Origin of the sequence: Variovorax sp. V118 (assembly GCF_041154445.1) — a bacterium.
In the GTDB taxonomy this organism is placed as follows: Bacteria; Pseudomonadota; Gammaproteobacteria; order Burkholderiales; family Burkholderiaceae_C; genus Variovorax; species Variovorax boronicumulans.
In genome coordinates this window covers 5216967-5231684 of sequence record NZ_AP028663.1, presented here as the reverse complement: position 1 = coordinate 5231684, position 14718 = coordinate 5216967, and the positions used below count along the sequence as shown (strand labels likewise).

Here is a 14718-nt window from a genome sequence, read left to right as displayed (position 1 = left end):
ACGCTACGCGGCCGCAGCATCGCCACGCGTGGCCGCTTCGAACTCGGCGCGGTTGAGCAGGCCGAAGTACAGCACGTCGTACCACTGCAGCCCCAGCGGATATTCCGTGGCGCGGCTGCGCGTGCTGTCGCAGTCGTCGTCGAAGCGCAGCCCGAAGAACGCATCGAGCGGGGCCGCCTGCTTTTTCGCACCGGCTTCGCGCAGCAATTGCGCCGCCGCCGCGATGTCTTGCGGCAGCGCATCGAGCGCGGCGCCGGCCTGCTGGCAGCGCGCGAGCTCCTTCTCGACACAGGCCCGCAGCGGGGCCTCTTCCGATTCGGTCATGGTGTCGAGCTCGATCGTCTCCAGCAGCAGGTGCTCGTTGCGGTGGGCTTCGAGAAAGGCCAGGGTCTCGTCCAGCCATTCCGGTAGCTGCGTCGAGCCCGTCGCGGGTGTGGCCGCTGCGCGCGCGACAGCCGCAGGCGGTGCCTTCGGTGCGGCGGACGGCGAGAACCAGCCCTTGAGCCGGTCGACGAACGACGTGGCCTTTGGCGCAGCCACGACGGGCGCGGCTGCGGGTGCGGGCGCAGGCACCGGCGCCTGCGCCGCCAGGTACCGCATGATGTCGATGAGCCGCTTCACCCGCGCAAAGCCCGGCTCGAAGCGGCCGCTGATCGCGTACAGCCTGACCTTCTCATCCCCCTCGTCGCTGTCGAGCCCGTCGGAGATCAGCGACGCGCACAACTGCGGATCGCCCGACATCAGCAGCCGGTACATGAACGGAATGTCGTAGTTCCATTCGGACAGGCCCGAGATGGTTTCGGGCCGGTCCGTGTACGCCGCGGGCCGGTTGGTGAGGCTGTAGAGGTAGGAGCGATTGGCCATGGATCAAAGTGTGAATGGCGGCTGCAATGCGAGCGCGTCGCCGTGACAAGAATGAAGAAGAGCCACCCCTCGCGAAGCGGCCTTCGGCCTGGTCGGCAGATTCTGCCTTCGCCAGATTTACACTCCGCCCCATGCAAGGAAAGCAAGGCAACGGCGACGTTCAGCGCGGTCTGCAGCCCGTGGTGGAGCTGCGGTCTGAAGGCGCGTCGTACCTGTATTCCGTGCGCGCGCCGCGCTCCAAGGGTGTGATCCCGCCCAGCTCGTACAGCCACACCGGCTTTGCCAGCGTGGCCGATTGCCTGCGCGACATTGCACGCGCGCTCGGCGGCAACTTCAGTCGCATCTACGTGCGCCTCGAAGGCCACTGCGTCGGCGAGCGCGACATTGCCGAACTGCGCAAGGCGCCCGACATCGTCGCGGCCGAACTGCAGGCCCTGTGCCGCGCGGTGATCGCCGAGCAGCAGAAGCAGCAACAGCAACAAGAACAGCCCAGCGAAGTCACCACCACGCCGCGTTGCTAGCCGCGCGAAGCGGGGTGCCGTTCGCTCACTGCGGCACGTTCACGATGGTTGCCTGCATCATCGCCACCACCTTGTAGTCCGTGTCGCCCGCCTTCGCGAAGGCACGCACTTCGCCCGTGCACACCGCGAGCAGCTTGCCCGAGCTTTGCACCCGGCCCACGGCCAGGAAGCGTTCGCCCAGCGCGGGCCGCATGAAGTTGATCTTGAACTCCGCCGTCACCACGTCGCAGCCCTGCGGCGCCTTCGTGAGCCCCGCGTAGCCGCAGGCGCTGTCGACGATGCTCGTCACCGCGCCCGCATGCACATAGCCGCGCTGCTGCGACAGCGCCTTTGAAAACGGCATCTCGATGTGCACCTCACCGTCGCCCACATGCACCAGCCGCGCGCCGAGCGTGGCCATCAGGCCCTGTGCGTTGAAGCTGTCGGAGATGCGGGTGTGGAGGTCGGTCATGGCTGGCAAGCGAAAAGAAGCAGAAGAAAAAGGGCGCCCGTAGGGGCGCCCCGAGGGGTCACTGCATTCTGCCGCGCGGCGTCATTTCTGTTTTCGGACCTCAGCCGCTCGCCCCGGTCGAGCGCCGCGGAGCCGGTGCCTTGTAGAGCGGGTCACCCATCTGGCAGGTGCATTCATGCGGACAGGCCGGCAAGAAGTCGAGCTGAACGCCGAGGGCCCGCTGGTTCTCTACCGACTTGTTCGCAGACGGCTCACGGCCGACAACGTGGCTGGTTTTCGGAAGATCGATCCTGGCGGTGAATTGCAGGTTCTCCCGAAGCACGCGGGTCACGTTGCGACCTCGTTCCAAACCCAGCCCGTGAGGGCGATGGTCACGCTCCTCGGGCTCGACCGAGGCTCCGACATAGATCGCCTCGTGGTTGGGATAGCGCATTCGAAGCTCTGTCATCCAGCTGCCAAGCCGCAGCACTTGATCGGCCGATACGGCCGCGGAGTCTCGGTCGAAGTACACGTAGAAGACCTTGATGGGACTGCATGCGAGCACGGCGGTCGGCCCGAGTGTTGCCAGAGCGAGAGCCACGCCCCTCAGAGATTTCAGGTGCCTGATCACGATGTGCCTTAGCGGGTAACGCCAAGAATATAGGCCGCAAGGCTGTCTGCATTCAGCCGGGACTTGAATTCCTTCGCATGCTCTCTGGAGTTCGAGGTTCCGTACCAGGTGTCGTCCGAGCCAAAGGTGTCGTCGAAGTGGGTGACCTCATGGATCAGCGTGAGCAATCGCGAGTCACCGTCCAGCACGGCACCTGTGTCGAAGTTGGTCTTGTTGTCGAACCTGAAGTTGCAGAAGACAAGCGCGATCGCCACAGTGTGGGTGCCCGTGTCCGGCTTGCAGACTGCCGCGGCGGCGCCGTTCGCGCTGGGCAGAACGCAGGTCGCCACCTTGCCGTCTTCCGTGTATCGAATGAAGTTTTTCGCTTCCATGCCTTGAAGCACACGGATGCATGCGGACAGGCCTTTCTGCAGATGTTCGCGGATGCCTTGATCGGCCACGCCAAACCATTCGCTCACCCGGGCCTGGGCCCCCTTGTCCCATCGCTCCAGTTCCGGGAGCCGCTTTTTCGCGATGTAGTCGATCGCCATGTCGCGCAGCTTCATCACCAAGGCGGCGAACTCCTTGTTCGTCATGTTCGGGCAGATTCTTTCGGTCTGCTCCGCTTCGGGTGGATGCGTGACGCCTTCGTCCACCGCCTGCTTCAGGGCTGCCATCTCCGCTGAAGGCCCGGTGACTGCCGTCATCGCCGATGCCGCCAGATTCGTCTGCGCCGTAGCAGCCTGCCAAGCCCCGTCGTCGCAGGTCGATGTGTGCTGAAGTGTGGCAACCAGCGGCTGCGGCACCGGACAGTGGCAGACCACCACGTCTCCTTCCAGCGCAGCCTCCGAGATGAATCGAGGGCGCCGCGGCCCTCCGGCCTTGGCAATGATGCCGACGCTGTTGCAGCCCTCGCAATAGGCCCTGCCGCCGATCAGGGCGACCCGATGCCCGTGCAGGTCGAACATGGGTCCGCTGTAGGGAAGGATTCGACCACCAGGGACTGGTGGGTCTCCAACCACAAGAATCTTTCGCTCCATTCGATACGCTCCCGTTTGATGACGGGGCGTTGTATGTGGGCGAGCGCGCTAACACTGTTGTCTATCGTCAACCGGTTGGGAGCGCGTCATCGGCGCACGCGCGACCCGCGAATGCGGTCGCACAAAAGCGGCCGGGAATGGCCGGGGTGATCAATCCCACGCCGGCGACAGCCCTTGCGGGTCGGTCAGCCGCTCGCCCCGGTCGAGCGCGGCGATCTGCGCCATCTCGGCCTCGGTCAGCGTCAGTTGCTGCGCCTTCAGGTTGCTTTCGAGGTTCGCTCGCTTGGTCGACGACGGAATCACCGCGTAGCCCAGCTGCATCGCCCAGGCCAGCACCACCTGCGCGGGCGTGGCGCCGTGCGCCGTGGCAATGGCGCCGATCACCGGGTCGTTCAGCACCTTGCCGTAGGCCAGCGTCATGTACGAGGTGATGCGGATGCCCTGGCTCTGCGCGAAGGCCGCCACCTTGCGGTTCTGCAGGTAGGGGTGCAGCTCGATCTGGTTCGTGGCGATGGCCGATGCGCCCACGGCGGCAATGGCCTCTTGCATCAGCGCGATGTTGAAGTTCGACACGCCGATCTGCTTCGTGAGCCCCAGGGCCTTGGCCTCGGCCAGCGCGCCCATGAACTCCGCCACCGGCACCGCGTTGGCGGGCGAGGGCCAGTGGATCAACGTCAGGTCCACATGGTCGGTGCGCAGCTTGGCGAGGCTGTCTTTCAGGCTGGGCACCAGCTTGCTCTTCGCGTAGTGGTCGGTCCAGATCTTGGTGGTGATGAAAAGCTCGCTGCGCGCCACGCCGCTTTCGGCAATCGCCTGGCCCACTTCGGCTTCGTTGCCGTAGATCTGCGCCGCGTCGATCGTGCGGTAGCCCAGGTCGAGGCCGTTCTTCACCGAGTCGATCACCACCTGGCCCTGCAGGCGGAAGGTGCCGAGGCCGAAGGCGGGAACGGGGGTGTGGTTGTTCGTGGTCATGGCGTGTGTGGTCCTTGTGTTCAAAGAAAGAAAAAGAAGAGAAGAGAAGAGAAGAGGAAAGCTCAGTGCCCGACCGGCACCGGCCCCGAGGCGCGCACCGGAATGCCGGCACGGCGGTCGAGCGAGCCGCTCCACTGTGTGAGGGCCAGCGACACCAGCACGACGAGTGCGCCGATCCAGGGCGTGTGCATCAGCCCGAGGTGCGTCACGATCAGGCCGCCGGCCCAGGCCGCGCCTGCAATGCCCAGGTTGAAGGCCGCGATGTTCAGGCCCGAGGCCACGTCCACCGCCTGCGGCGTGAAGCGTTCGGCCTGCTTCACCACGTACACCTGCAGCCCCGGCACGTTGCCGAACGCCACCGCGCCCCACATCAGCACCGCCACCAGCGCCAGCCACTTGTGCGGCGCCGCGAAGTTGAAGACCAGCAGCACGGCCGCCAGCAGCGCAAAGATGATCTTCAGCGCCGGAATCGGGCCCATGCGGTCGGCCAGCTTGCCGCCCCAGATGTTGCCCACCGCCACCGAGATGCCGTACACCAGCATCACCCAGCCCACCGCGCCGGCGCTGAAGCCCGACACGTCGGTGAGGATCGGCGCCAGGAACGTGAACGGAATGAACGAGCCGCCATAACCGATGGCTGTCTTGGCATACACCAGCAGCAGGCGCGGCTCGGCCAGCACTTTCGCTTGTTGCGCCAGCGAGGCCGGCGGCGTGTGGCGGATGTTGCCCGGCACGAAGATCCAGCTGCCGATGAAGGCGACCACGCCCAGCGCCGACACCGCCAGGAAGGTCTCGCGCCAGCCGAAGTGCTGCCCGATGAACGTGCCCAGCGGCACGCCCGTGACCAGCGCCACCGTGAGGCCCGTGAACATGATCGCGATGGCGCTCGCCGCCTTTTCCTTCGGCACCAGGCCGGTGGCAATCGTCGAGCCGATCGAGAAGAACACCCCGTGCGCCAGCCCCGTGAGCACGCGGGCGGCAATCAGCGATTCATAGCTGGGCGCCTGCCACGCCAGCAGGTTGCCGACCGTGAACAGCGCCATCAGCCCGAGCAGCAGCGCCTTGCGCGGCAGCTTGCCCGTGAGGGCCGTGAGCACCGGCGCGCCAATGGCAACGCCCAGCGCATAGAGGCTGACCAGCAGGCCCGCCGAGGGAAGGCCGATGCCGAGGTCGGCCGCGACGGTGGGAATGAGGCCAACGATGACGAACTCGGTCGTTCCGATGGCGAAGGCGCTGAGGGTCAGCGCGAGTAAGGCGATTGGCATGAGAGCACTCCTTCTGGGATGAGGAGGAGTGTCTTGCGGATACCTTTGCGGATTAAGAGGGGATAAGGAACAAGATAGTTGCTATCGATTCAATAATAGAGCTGACCCAATTACCTTTCAATGCTGACGTGTGGTCACGGGAACATGGTCGATTGTTCTGATGACGTTTTGGCGGCGGTAGGAGCGAGCGTAAATCTCACACGTTTGAGCATCGCGTTTTTACTAAGGGGAAACCGCTCCCCCTCTTCGCGAAATATTTATGTATAAGTCTGTAACGAATCTGGGGCCATATATCTACAGATGAGCATTCTCTCGAGTGAGTGCGAGGGAGCTTCAAAAACAAGCGGCCTTGAAGTAGTCGCCGAGATATCGGAGATCTTGACGAATCCGGTTGCCAGCGAACCGCGAAGGGCGCATGGATTGGTCGTACCTTGCACGGGAGGGATAGTGATGCTTAATGGAGAGATCTCAGTTGAGCCGATAAAGAAGAAGGAGCATAGAGAAGAAGAGCCCATCACAACGTTCAGCCAGTATCAGAAAATGGTGGAACGCACGAACGAGCGACCTTCCCGTGCGGTGTCTCTTATGGGGCTAGTTGGGGAGGTAGGCGACCTCCATAGCATGATGAAGAAGTTGCTCCTTCAGAAGGACAATCCTCTTTTTCGTACTGAGCTTCGAGAAGAGTTTGGTGACCTTATGTGGTACCTAACAAGCCTTGCCTCTTTGTACGAAATCTCTCTTCAAGAAATCGCCCAAGCGAATGCGGAAAAAGCCGAGTCTCTATACACAAAGGGCGGAGTCAACATCTTTGACTCTATATTTCCGAAGGACGAGAGGTTACCTAGGCGCTTTACCGTCAACTTCTACGAAAAGCCCCTAGAGCGCAGTATCTATGTGAAAGTCTCAGTGAATGATGTGGTCATTGGCGATGCATTGACCGATAACTCACATGAGGATGACGGCTACCGGTTTCATGACGTCTTTCATCTCGCGTACGCCGCAGTTCTCGGCTGGTCACCTGTCTGCCGCTCCTTACTAAAGTGCAAGCGAAAGTCAAACCCAAAAATCGATGAGGTTGAGGATGGCGCGCGCGCAGCAATTATTGAGGAAGCGGTTTCGATCTTGGTGTTTCATCAAGGTGAGGAGCGAAGTTGGTATGTTGATCGGAGCTCCATCGATATCGGACTGTTGAAAACGATCCGGAGAATGGTGGCGGGATTGGAGGTTCGAGCCTGTACCGCAAAGCAGTGGCAAGAAGCGATCCGCCAAGGTTACGCGGCGTTCTGCGAACTGAAAGCCAACGGTGGAGGCGATGTCGTTGTCGATCTAGATAAACAACGTCTAACCTACAAGGCGCCATCGATCGGAATCAAAGGAAAAAAAACGTGACCGTGCACACCATCGATGAAGTGACAGCTCTTGACGCATGGAAAGCGGGCGCGGCACTCTTGCTGAAAGAGCACGGCGAGGTTAGCAACTTGATCACTACCATTGCGGAGCCCTGCTCGTTGGACGACCAGTGGCTGGTGACTCATTCGCCTCGAATGGTGAAGGCTGCGGCGGATGACTCCCGGGACGTTGCTAATACCTTATTTCCCGAAAAGATTCACCGAAGGTTCACCGATCGATCCGCACTCTATGAGCGATATCTAGCGGCTCATGACCGTGCACATGGTCGGAGTACAGGGCGTCATGCGTGGGGAACGTACTTCGAACGACTCGTACGATTTCCGCCAGCCGGGGTTAATCAACTCGAGCGGGCAATCGAAAAATTAAGAACATGGCCTCAGCGCAACACAACTGGACTCGTGTTTCATCTATCTTCGCCGATTGTTGATGCTCCTCGCACGAGAGGCGGCCCTTGCTGGCACTTTGGTGAGATTCTGTGGAACGCCGATGAGTCTTTGGACTTGGTTGTTGTCTATCGAAATCATGACTACTTCAACAAGGTCTTGGGTAATTTCGTGGGACTTGGCCGTCTCTTGAATTTCATCTGCGATGCTTCCGGAAAGAACCCAGGAAAGTTGATCTGTCATTCCGTTCACGCCTACTTTGACAGCTCCCAGAGGCAACTGCGTTCGCTTATCAAATGATTGAAGAAAAAGATAAGGAAGCTAAGTTCTTGGACTTGGTAGGAAGAGTGCAGAAATGCAGAAAATGCCCAAGGATGGAGGGGAGTGCGCGTGTCCTTGGCCCGGGTTGCGGGCCGTTGAATGCTCCCTTGTTGTTCGTTGGCGAGGCTCCCGGGCGTTTAGGGGCAGACGGATCTCATCTTCCATTTCATGGAGATAAGTCAGGGCACAACTTTGAGAAGCTGATCGAACAGGTGGGTATCAGTAGATACGAGGTGTTTGTCACCAATGCAGTTCTTTGCAACCCCAAGGATGAGCGTGGGAACAATGCTACGCCTACCGGTGCGGAGATTGAAAACTGTGTCCCGTTCTTGCGGGAAAGCATAGAAATCCTTGACCCCGCAATCGTCGTCACTCTTGGCGCGGTTGCCTTGAAGTCTTGTGGCATCGTTCAGTCCCACGGGCTTTCGCTCAAAGATGGCGTCCGTACCAAGAATAGTTGGATGACGCGGACACTCATTCCGGTGTATCACCCAGGGCAGAGAGCCATGGTTCACCGTAGCTTTGCGAATCAGCTTTCGGACTATCAGTTCATCGCTGAGACCTTGCGACGATTGAACCGATCTCCTCGTCGGGCTACATCCAAAAAAGCGCGATCCGGTTCGGAAAAACTGGGTGATGTGGCCCGCAGTATTCTTGAGTCGCATCCTGAAGGACTCAGCTACTTCGCTCTTCACAAGCTTTGCTTCTTGGCTGAAATCGCAAGCCTAGAGGCTTCCGGAAAACGGCTTACGAACTCATACGTTGTCCGGCAAAAGGACGGCCCGTATTTTGTCGACCTGCATCTGGCAAAGCTGCCAACGCTCGTTCCCGGTATCCAGCTCCACAGCAGCTTGGGAAAGCTGTCGTTGCATCTCTCACCGCAAATGCCTCTACTTTCGAAAAACCACAAGACGAATCTCTCGGATCAAGAGCGGCTCGTCGTGGAGCGGGTGTTGGCTAAGTACGGCTCTTGGCGAGACGCAGAGCTCAAACGTGTTGTGTACTTGAGCAAGTACATGCGAGCCCTTTTACGGAGAGAGCAGAAGACTGGAGCAAATTTGTACAACGCAGCGGTCCTACCATTCGTTTCTCTGGACGAAAAATAGAGACCCACGAGATCGTCTTGATCTAACTGCCCCGTCTTTTCCTGATGCGCGAGGCCTCCCGGGTCAGCACCAGACCTAATCCCCCTCAAGCCGCCTTCGTCTCCGGCAGCACCGCCGTCAACGCAAAGTCCACCAGCATCAGCCAGGTCTCTTCGAGCCCGGTGATGTTGTGGTGGTCCGAGTTCGACACGGTCTGCACGCTCACGGGCGTGGGCCAGGCGGCGATGAGTTTTTCGGAGCGTTCGTGCGGCACCACGTCGTCCTTCGCGGCGAGCAGCACCTGGGTCTTGGCGGCGACTTCCTTGCTGTGCTCGATGGAGTTGAAGCGGTGCCGCAGCAACAGCGACAGCGGCACGAGCGGAAAGCGCTTCTTGGCGACTTCGAGCAGCGAGTCGTAGGGGGTGATGAGCTGCAGGCTCGCAAACTCCTGCCGCGCCACGAGCTGGATGGCCACGCCGGTGCCCAGGCTGCGGCCCACCACGTGCAGCCGTGCCTGCGGAAAGGCGCGGCGCAGGTGGCTGGCGAACTGGGCGGCGTCGGCCACGGAGGCGATTTCAGACGGCGCGCCCTGCGAGTCGGCCACGCCCCGGTAGTTGAGGGCGGCAAAGCCGAAGCCCTCGGGCAGCCAGTGCAGCATCTGCGCGGTGGCGCGCACGTCTTCGCCGCGGCCGGCGAAGTAGATGAACAGGTCCTGCAGCGCGTCTTCGCCCTGCGGGTGGTAGACGTAGCCGCGCACCATGCCGCCGGGCACGGGGTGCGAGTAGGTCGAGAAGTCGTCCGACAGATGCACCACGGGCAGCTTGCGGGCGTTGAAAAGAATGTGGCCCTGGCGCGTGGCGAGCAGGGTCCAGTAGGCGGCCAGGCTGCCGATGGCGGCGGCCGAGGCCGACAGGGCAATGCGGGCAATCTTGGCTTGGGTGTTCTTCTGCAAATCAGGGCTCCCGAGAAAGTGGCGGCGTGGCATCGCAAGGGCAGGGCCTAGCCGATGCACAACGCGCAAGGGGCGTAGTTTCACCGCGTTCGCGAGGCGGTGCGTTGCGAGGTGTATGGCCGTGGCGCGCGGCGCGTCGGCCGGGGGCTGAAGATAATCCCCGCATGATCGCCATCGACTGCTACTACAGCCTTTCCTCGCCTTGGGCCTACCTCGGCGGCCCGCAACTGCAAGACATCGTGCGCCGCCACCATGTGCAGCTCACGCTCAAGCCCTACGACTTCCAGGCGGTGGTGCCGCAGACCGGCGGCATTCCGCTGAAGACGCGCCCCGAGCCGCGCCGCACGTACCACGCGCTGGAGCTGTCGCGCTGGCGCGATTACCTCGGCATGCCGATGAACCTGGAGCCCGCGCACTACCCGAAGGGCGCGCCGACCGACCCGAACTGGAACAAGTACCCCGGCTGGATGGTGATCGCCGCCCAGCTGCAGGGCCTGGACGCGCAGCCGCTGTCGCACGCGCTGTTGCGCGCGCTGTGGGCCGAGGAGCGCGACACGGCGCAGGCCGCGGTGCGCATCGCGATCGCCGACGAGAACGGCTACGACGGCGCGGCGCTGCAGGCGCTGGAGCAGTCGGCCGAGGTGCTGGCGGTGTACCGCGCCAACAGCGCCGACGCGGTGGAAGCGGGCGTGTTCGGCGCGCCCACGTTCATCCTGAACGGCGAGCGTTTCTGGGGACAAGACCGGCTGGCGTTTCTCGACCGGGCGCTCGACAAGCTGCGCGCCGGCGGCTGAGCGGCAACCTCTCTTTTTTCTTCAGAGGAACGAACGCGGCAGCAGCGCGGGCACGAGCGTGCGGTGCAGCCGCTCGCGCCACCAGCGCAGCGCCTGGCCCTGCGCGCCGGTCTTCCACGCGAGCCAGAAGGCTTCGGGCGCGCGCGGTTCCTCGGTCGGCAGTTCGACCAGCGTGCCGCGCGCCAGCTCGTCGGTGATGCAGGCGCGCGGCAGAAAGCCGTGGCCCAGCCCGGCGACCTGGCAGGCGACCTTGGCGGCCATCGACGGCACGGTGATGCGCGGCTGGCCGGCCATGAGGCCCACGGTGCGGTCCGACAGGGTGCGCGCGGTGTCGCCGACCACGATGGCGTTGCAGTCGATGAGGTCGCCGCGCTGCACGGGGCGCTTCAGCCGCGTGAGCGGGTGGGTGGGCGCGACGCAGAAGGCGAACTCGAGGCTGCCCACGGCCACGGCCTGGTGGCCGCCGCCGGCCGGGCCTTCGCCCGCGGCCACGACGATGTCGGCGCGGCCCTCGCGCAGCGCCTCCCAGCTGCCGGTGAGCGCCTCGCAGCCGATGCGCAGCCGCGTGCCGCAGCGCAGGTCTTCGAAGGCGCGGATGTCGTCCATGAAGGCCTGCGTGGGAATGAGCGAGTCGTGCACCAGCCGCAGCTCTGATTCATAGCCTGTGGCAATCTGCCGCATGCGCGATTCGAGGTCGCTCGCGGCGCCGAGCAGCCAGCGGCCTTCCTTGAGCATTTCTTCGCCGGCGGCAGTGAGGGTCACGCGCGGGCCGTTGCGCTCGAACAGCAGCATGCCCAGCTGTTCTTCGAGCTTGCCCACGGCGTAGGAGATGGTGGAGGGCACCTTGTTCAGCCGCGCGGCGGCGGCGGCAAAGGAGCCGTGGCGCGCGATGGCGTCGACGACCTCGATGGCTTCCAGGGTGAGCTTGAGCACGGGGCGTTCCTCGCAGGAAAAAAGGAATGATCGAAAACTTCGATCATTGATGATGAAAAGTTTCGTCGATAGAGGCCTGCGTGCACCGGATGATTCAGCCCACGCCAAGGAGATTCCCTCCGAAAGAGATTGTGAACTGAATCGAATATCCACGCACCCAACTTTGCCGAAGGAGCCTTTCATGACCGTCCAAGCCACCCCCACCGCCGGCGCCAAGCTGCTCACCCCCACCGACCACACGCTGGTGATGATCGACTTCCAGTCGCAGATGGCCTTTGCCACGCACTCGATCGACGCCGTGAACCTGCGCAACAACGCCGCGCTGGTGGCGCAGGCGGCGGCCGGCTTCAAGGTGTCGACCATCCTCACGACCGTGGCCGAGAAGAGTTTTTCGGGCCCGATGTTCAGCGAGATCACCGACGCCTTCCCCGGCCAGAAGATGCTCGACCGCACCTCGATGAACACCTGGGAAGACGCCGCCGTGATCGAGCGCGTGAACGCCATCGGCAAGCCGCGCATCGTGCTGGCCGGCCTGTGGACCAGCGTGTGCATCGTGGGCCCGGCGCTGTCGGCGCTGGACCAGGGCTTCGAGGTGTACGTGATTGCCGACGCCTGCGGCGACGTGTCCACCGAGGCGCACAACCGCGCGATGGAGCGCATGGTGCAGGCCGGCGCGCAGCCGATGACCTCGCTGCAGTACCTGCTCGAGCTGCAGCGCGACTGGGCGCGTGGCGACACCTACGAGTTGACGACCGGTATTGCGAAGAAGGTGGGCGGCGCCTACGGTCTGGGCGTGACCTACGCCAAGACGATGTTCGGCGCCCACGAGGGTTGAGCGCAGAGCACCCGCAAGGCCGACCGACCATGAAGACCTATGTCGTTTCCCTCGCGCTCGGCCTGCTGGTCGGCGTGATCTACGCGCTCTTCCAGGTGCGCTCGCCGGCGCCGCCGGTGATCGCCCTGGTGGGCCTGCTGGGCATCCTGCTCGGCGAGCAGATCCCGCCGCTGGTGCGGCAGGTGTTCGACCGGCCGGCCGCCACCTCGTGGCTGCATGACCAGGTCAAGCCGCATGTGTTCGGCGAGCTGCCGACCTGCGCGCAGCCCGGAGCGGCGAAGACCGCCGCCGGCAGCCGCCCGTCCGAGCGGAGCGACGCATGAACGCCCCCGACCCGCAACGCCGCCACTTCCTGGGCGCCCTCGGCGCCTTTGCAGCCACCTCCCTCGCACCCGCATCCACCATGGCCACCACCCAGACCCCCGACCTCATCCTGCGCAACGGCCGCTTCACCACGCTGGACCGTGCCAACCCCACGGCCGACGCGGTGGCCATCAAGGACGGCCGCTTCACCCGCGTGGGCCGCGCCGAAGACGTGCTGCCGCTGGCCGGCAGCCAGACCCGCGTGATCGACCTGCAGGGCCAGCGCGTGCTGCCGGGCCTCATCGACAACCACCTGCACATCATTCGCGGCGGCCTGAACTACAACATGGAGCTGCGCTGGGACGGCGTGAAGAGCCTGGCCGATGCCATGGGCATGCTCAAGCGCCAGGTGGCGATCACGCCCGCGCCGCAGTGGGTGCGCGTGGTGGGCGGCTTCACCGAGCACCAGTTCGTCGAGAAGCGCCTGCCGACCCTGGCCGAGCTGAACGCGGTGGCGCCCGACACGCCGGTGTTCATCCTGCACCTGTACGACCGCGCGCTGCTCAACGGCGCCGCGCTGCGCGCCGTGGGCTACACCAAGGACACGCCCGCGCCGCCCGGCGGCGAGATCGTGCGCGACAGCGCCGGCAACCCCACGGGCCTGCTGCTGGCCAAGCCGAACGCGGCCATCCTGTACGCCACGCTGGCCAAGGGGCCGAAGCTGCCCTTCGACTACCAGCTCAATTCCACGCGCCACTTCATGCGCGAGCTCAACCGCCTGGGCGTGACCGGCGCCATCGACGCGGGCGGCGGCAACCAGAACTACCCCGACGACTATGAAGTGATCCAGAAGCTGCACGACGACGGGCAGCTCACGATCCGCCTGGCCTACAACCTCTTCACGCAGAAGCCCAAGGCCGAGAAGGACGACTTCCTGAACTGGACCGCGAACTCCAAGTACAAGCAGGGCGACGACTACTTCCGCCACAACGGCGCGGGCGAGATGCTGGTGTTCTCGGCGGCCGACTTCGAAGACTTCCGCCAGCCGCGCCCCGACATGGCGCCCGAGATGGAAGGCGACCTCGAAGGCGTGGTGCGCATCCTGGCGCAGAACCGCTGGCCGTGGCGCATGCACGCGACCTACGACGAAACCATCAGCCGCTCGCTCGACGTGTTCGAGAAGGTCAACAAGGACACGCCGCTGGCCGGCCTGAACTGGTTCTTCGACCATGCCGAGACGATTTCCGAAAAGTCGATGGACCGCATCGCCGCGCTCGGCGGCGGCGTGGCGGTGCAGCACCGCATGGCCTACCAGGGCGAGTATTTCGTGGAGCGCTACGGCCCCGGCGCGGCCGAGGCCACGCCGCCGGTCAAGAAGATGCTGGAGCGCGGCCTGAAGGTGTCGGCCGGCACCGACGCGACGCGCGTGGCCTCGTACAACCCGTGGGTGTCGCTGTCGTGGCTGGTCACGGGCAAGACGGTGGGCGGCATGCAGCTGTACCCGCAGCGCAACTGCCTGGACCGCGAGGCCGCGCTGCGCATGTGGACCGAGAACGTCACCTGGTTCTCGAACGAAGAGGGCAAGAAGGGCCGCATCCAGGAAGGCCAGCTGGCCGACCTGGTGGTGCCCGACCGCGACTTCTTCGCCTGCGCCGAATCGGAGATTGCCGACACCACGGCGCTGCTCACGATGGTGGGCGGCAAGGTGGTCTACGCCGCCGGCCCGTTCGCCGCGCACGACGAAGGCGGCCTGCCGCCCGCCATGCCCGACTGGTCGCCCGCGCGCACCTTCGGCGGCTATGCCGGCTGGGCCGACACGGCCGAGGGCGCGCCGCTGCAGAAGGTGATGCGCAACGCCGCGATGTCGTGCGCCTGCGCCAACGACTGCAACGTGCACGGCCACAGCCACGCGACGGCCTGGAGCAGCAAGCTGCCCATTGCCGATCTGAAGAGCTTCTGGGGCGCGCTGGGTTGCGCCTGCTGGGCGGTGTGATGAAGGC

General features: G+C 63.8%; 16 protein-coding genes. 8 read left to right on the top strand and 8 right to left on the bottom strand.

The annotated features are described in order from the left end of the window. Positions 1-3: 3 nt before the first annotated feature. Positions 4-864 (bottom strand): hypothetical protein, encoded by an 861-nt coding sequence (locus ACAM52_RS24325; RefSeq protein ID WP_369644771.1) that lies wholly within the window; start codon positions 862-864, stop codon positions 4-6. Positions 865-995: 131 nt separating this feature from the next. Between ACAM52_RS24325 and ACAM52_RS24320 the strand changes: the two genes are divergently transcribed. Beyond that, the gene (locus ACAM52_RS24320) at positions 996-1385 is read left to right on the top strand and encodes a hypothetical protein (RefSeq protein ID WP_369644770.1); all 390 of its coding nucleotides are present in this window, start codon (positions 996-998) and stop codon (positions 1383-1385) included. 25 nt (positions 1386-1410) lie between these two features. Here ACAM52_RS24320 and ACAM52_RS24315 read toward each other — a convergent pair whose 3' ends face one another. The 5 genes from ACAM52_RS24315 to ACAM52_RS24295 all read right to left on the bottom strand — a co-directional run bounded on the left by ACAM52_RS24315 (position 1411) and on the right by ACAM52_RS24295 (position 5702). Further along, positions 1411-1836, bottom strand: a complete 426-nt coding sequence (locus ACAM52_RS24315) for a PaaI family thioesterase (protein WP_070060148.1) — start codon at positions 1834-1836, stop codon at positions 1411-1413. Between the two features lie 100 nt (positions 1837-1936). Continuing rightward, entirely contained in the window at positions 1937-2446 is a 510-nt protein-coding gene (locus ACAM52_RS24310) for a hypothetical protein (RefSeq protein WP_369644769.1), read from the bottom strand. An 8-nt stretch (positions 2447-2454) separates the two neighbouring features. Beyond that, positions 2455-3393, bottom strand: a complete 939-nt coding sequence (locus tag ACAM52_RS24305; protein ID WP_369644768.1) for a M35 family metallo-endopeptidase — start codon at positions 3391-3393, stop codon at positions 2455-2457. Between the two features lie 222 nt (positions 3394-3615). Then, complete coding sequence (dkgB, locus tag ACAM52_RS24300) at positions 3616-4437, bottom strand: 2,5-didehydrogluconate reductase DkgB (protein ID WP_369644767.1); 822 nt, start codon at positions 4435-4437, stop codon at positions 3616-3618. Between the two features lie 62 nt (positions 4438-4499). Continuing rightward, entirely contained in the window at positions 4500-5702 is a 1203-nt protein-coding gene (locus tag ACAM52_RS24295) for an MFS transporter (protein WP_070060146.1), read from the bottom strand. A gap of 300 nt (positions 5703-6002) precedes the next feature. Here ACAM52_RS24295 and ACAM52_RS24290 point away from each other — a divergent pair, with 300 nt between their 5' ends. The 3 genes from ACAM52_RS24290 to ACAM52_RS24280 are packed head-to-tail and all read left to right on the top strand — an operon-like array spanning position 6003 to position 8922. After that, a complete protein-coding gene (locus ACAM52_RS24290) occupies positions 6003-7091 on the top strand; it encodes a nucleoside triphosphate pyrophosphohydrolase family protein (RefSeq protein ID WP_369644766.1) in 1089 nt (362 codons plus the stop codon). Continuing rightward, positions 7088-7795, top strand: a complete 708-nt coding sequence (locus ACAM52_RS24285; protein WP_369644765.1) for a hypothetical protein — start codon at positions 7088-7090, stop codon at positions 7793-7795. Before ACAM52_RS24290 ends, ACAM52_RS24285 begins: the two co-directional genes overlap by 4 nt. Beyond that, entirely contained in the window at positions 7792-8922 is a 1131-nt protein-coding gene (locus tag ACAM52_RS24280) for a uracil-DNA glycosylase family protein (RefSeq protein ID WP_369644764.1), read from the top strand. The genes ACAM52_RS24285 and ACAM52_RS24280 overlap by 4 nt, the downstream gene beginning before the upstream one ends. A gap of 85 nt (positions 8923-9007) precedes the next feature. On the opposite strand, the gene ACAM52_RS24275 is transcribed toward ACAM52_RS24280, so the two are convergent. Then, complete coding sequence (locus ACAM52_RS24275; protein WP_235944225.1) at positions 9008-9853, bottom strand: alpha/beta hydrolase; 846 nt, start codon at positions 9851-9853, stop codon at positions 9008-9010. 164 nt (positions 9854-10017) lie between these two features. Between ACAM52_RS24275 and ACAM52_RS24270 the strand changes: the two genes are divergently transcribed. Next, positions 10018-10647 (top strand): 2-hydroxychromene-2-carboxylate isomerase, encoded by a 630-nt coding sequence (locus ACAM52_RS24270; RefSeq protein ID WP_070060143.1) that lies wholly within the window; start codon positions 10018-10020, stop codon positions 10645-10647. A 21-nt stretch (positions 10648-10668) separates the two neighbouring features. Here the strand turns inward: ACAM52_RS24270 and ACAM52_RS24265 are convergent, their stop codons facing one another. Continuing rightward, complete coding sequence (locus tag ACAM52_RS24265) at positions 10669-11580, bottom strand: LysR family transcriptional regulator (protein ID WP_062474265.1); 912 nt, start codon at positions 11578-11580, stop codon at positions 10669-10671. 181 nt (positions 11581-11761) lie between these two features. On the opposite strand from ACAM52_RS24265, the gene ACAM52_RS24260 reads away from it, so the two are divergent. The 3 genes from ACAM52_RS24260 to ACAM52_RS24250 all read left to right on the top strand — a co-directional run bounded on the left by ACAM52_RS24260 (position 11762) and on the right by ACAM52_RS24250 (position 14711). Beyond that, positions 11762-12415 carry a hydrolase gene (locus ACAM52_RS24260; protein ID WP_062474264.1) on the top strand — a complete coding sequence of 218 codons (654 nt, stop codon included), beginning with the start codon at positions 11762-11764 and terminating at the stop codon, positions 12413-12415. 29 nt (positions 12416-12444) lie between these two features. Beyond that, entirely contained in the window at positions 12445-12738 is a 294-nt protein-coding gene (locus ACAM52_RS24255; RefSeq protein ID WP_369644763.1) for a DUF1427 family protein, read from the top strand. An 80-nt stretch (positions 12739-12818) separates the two neighbouring features. Continuing rightward, entirely contained in the window at positions 12819-14711 is a 1893-nt protein-coding gene (locus ACAM52_RS24250; protein ID WP_369647775.1) for an amidohydrolase, read from the top strand. Positions 14712-14718 lie beyond the last annotated feature (7 nt).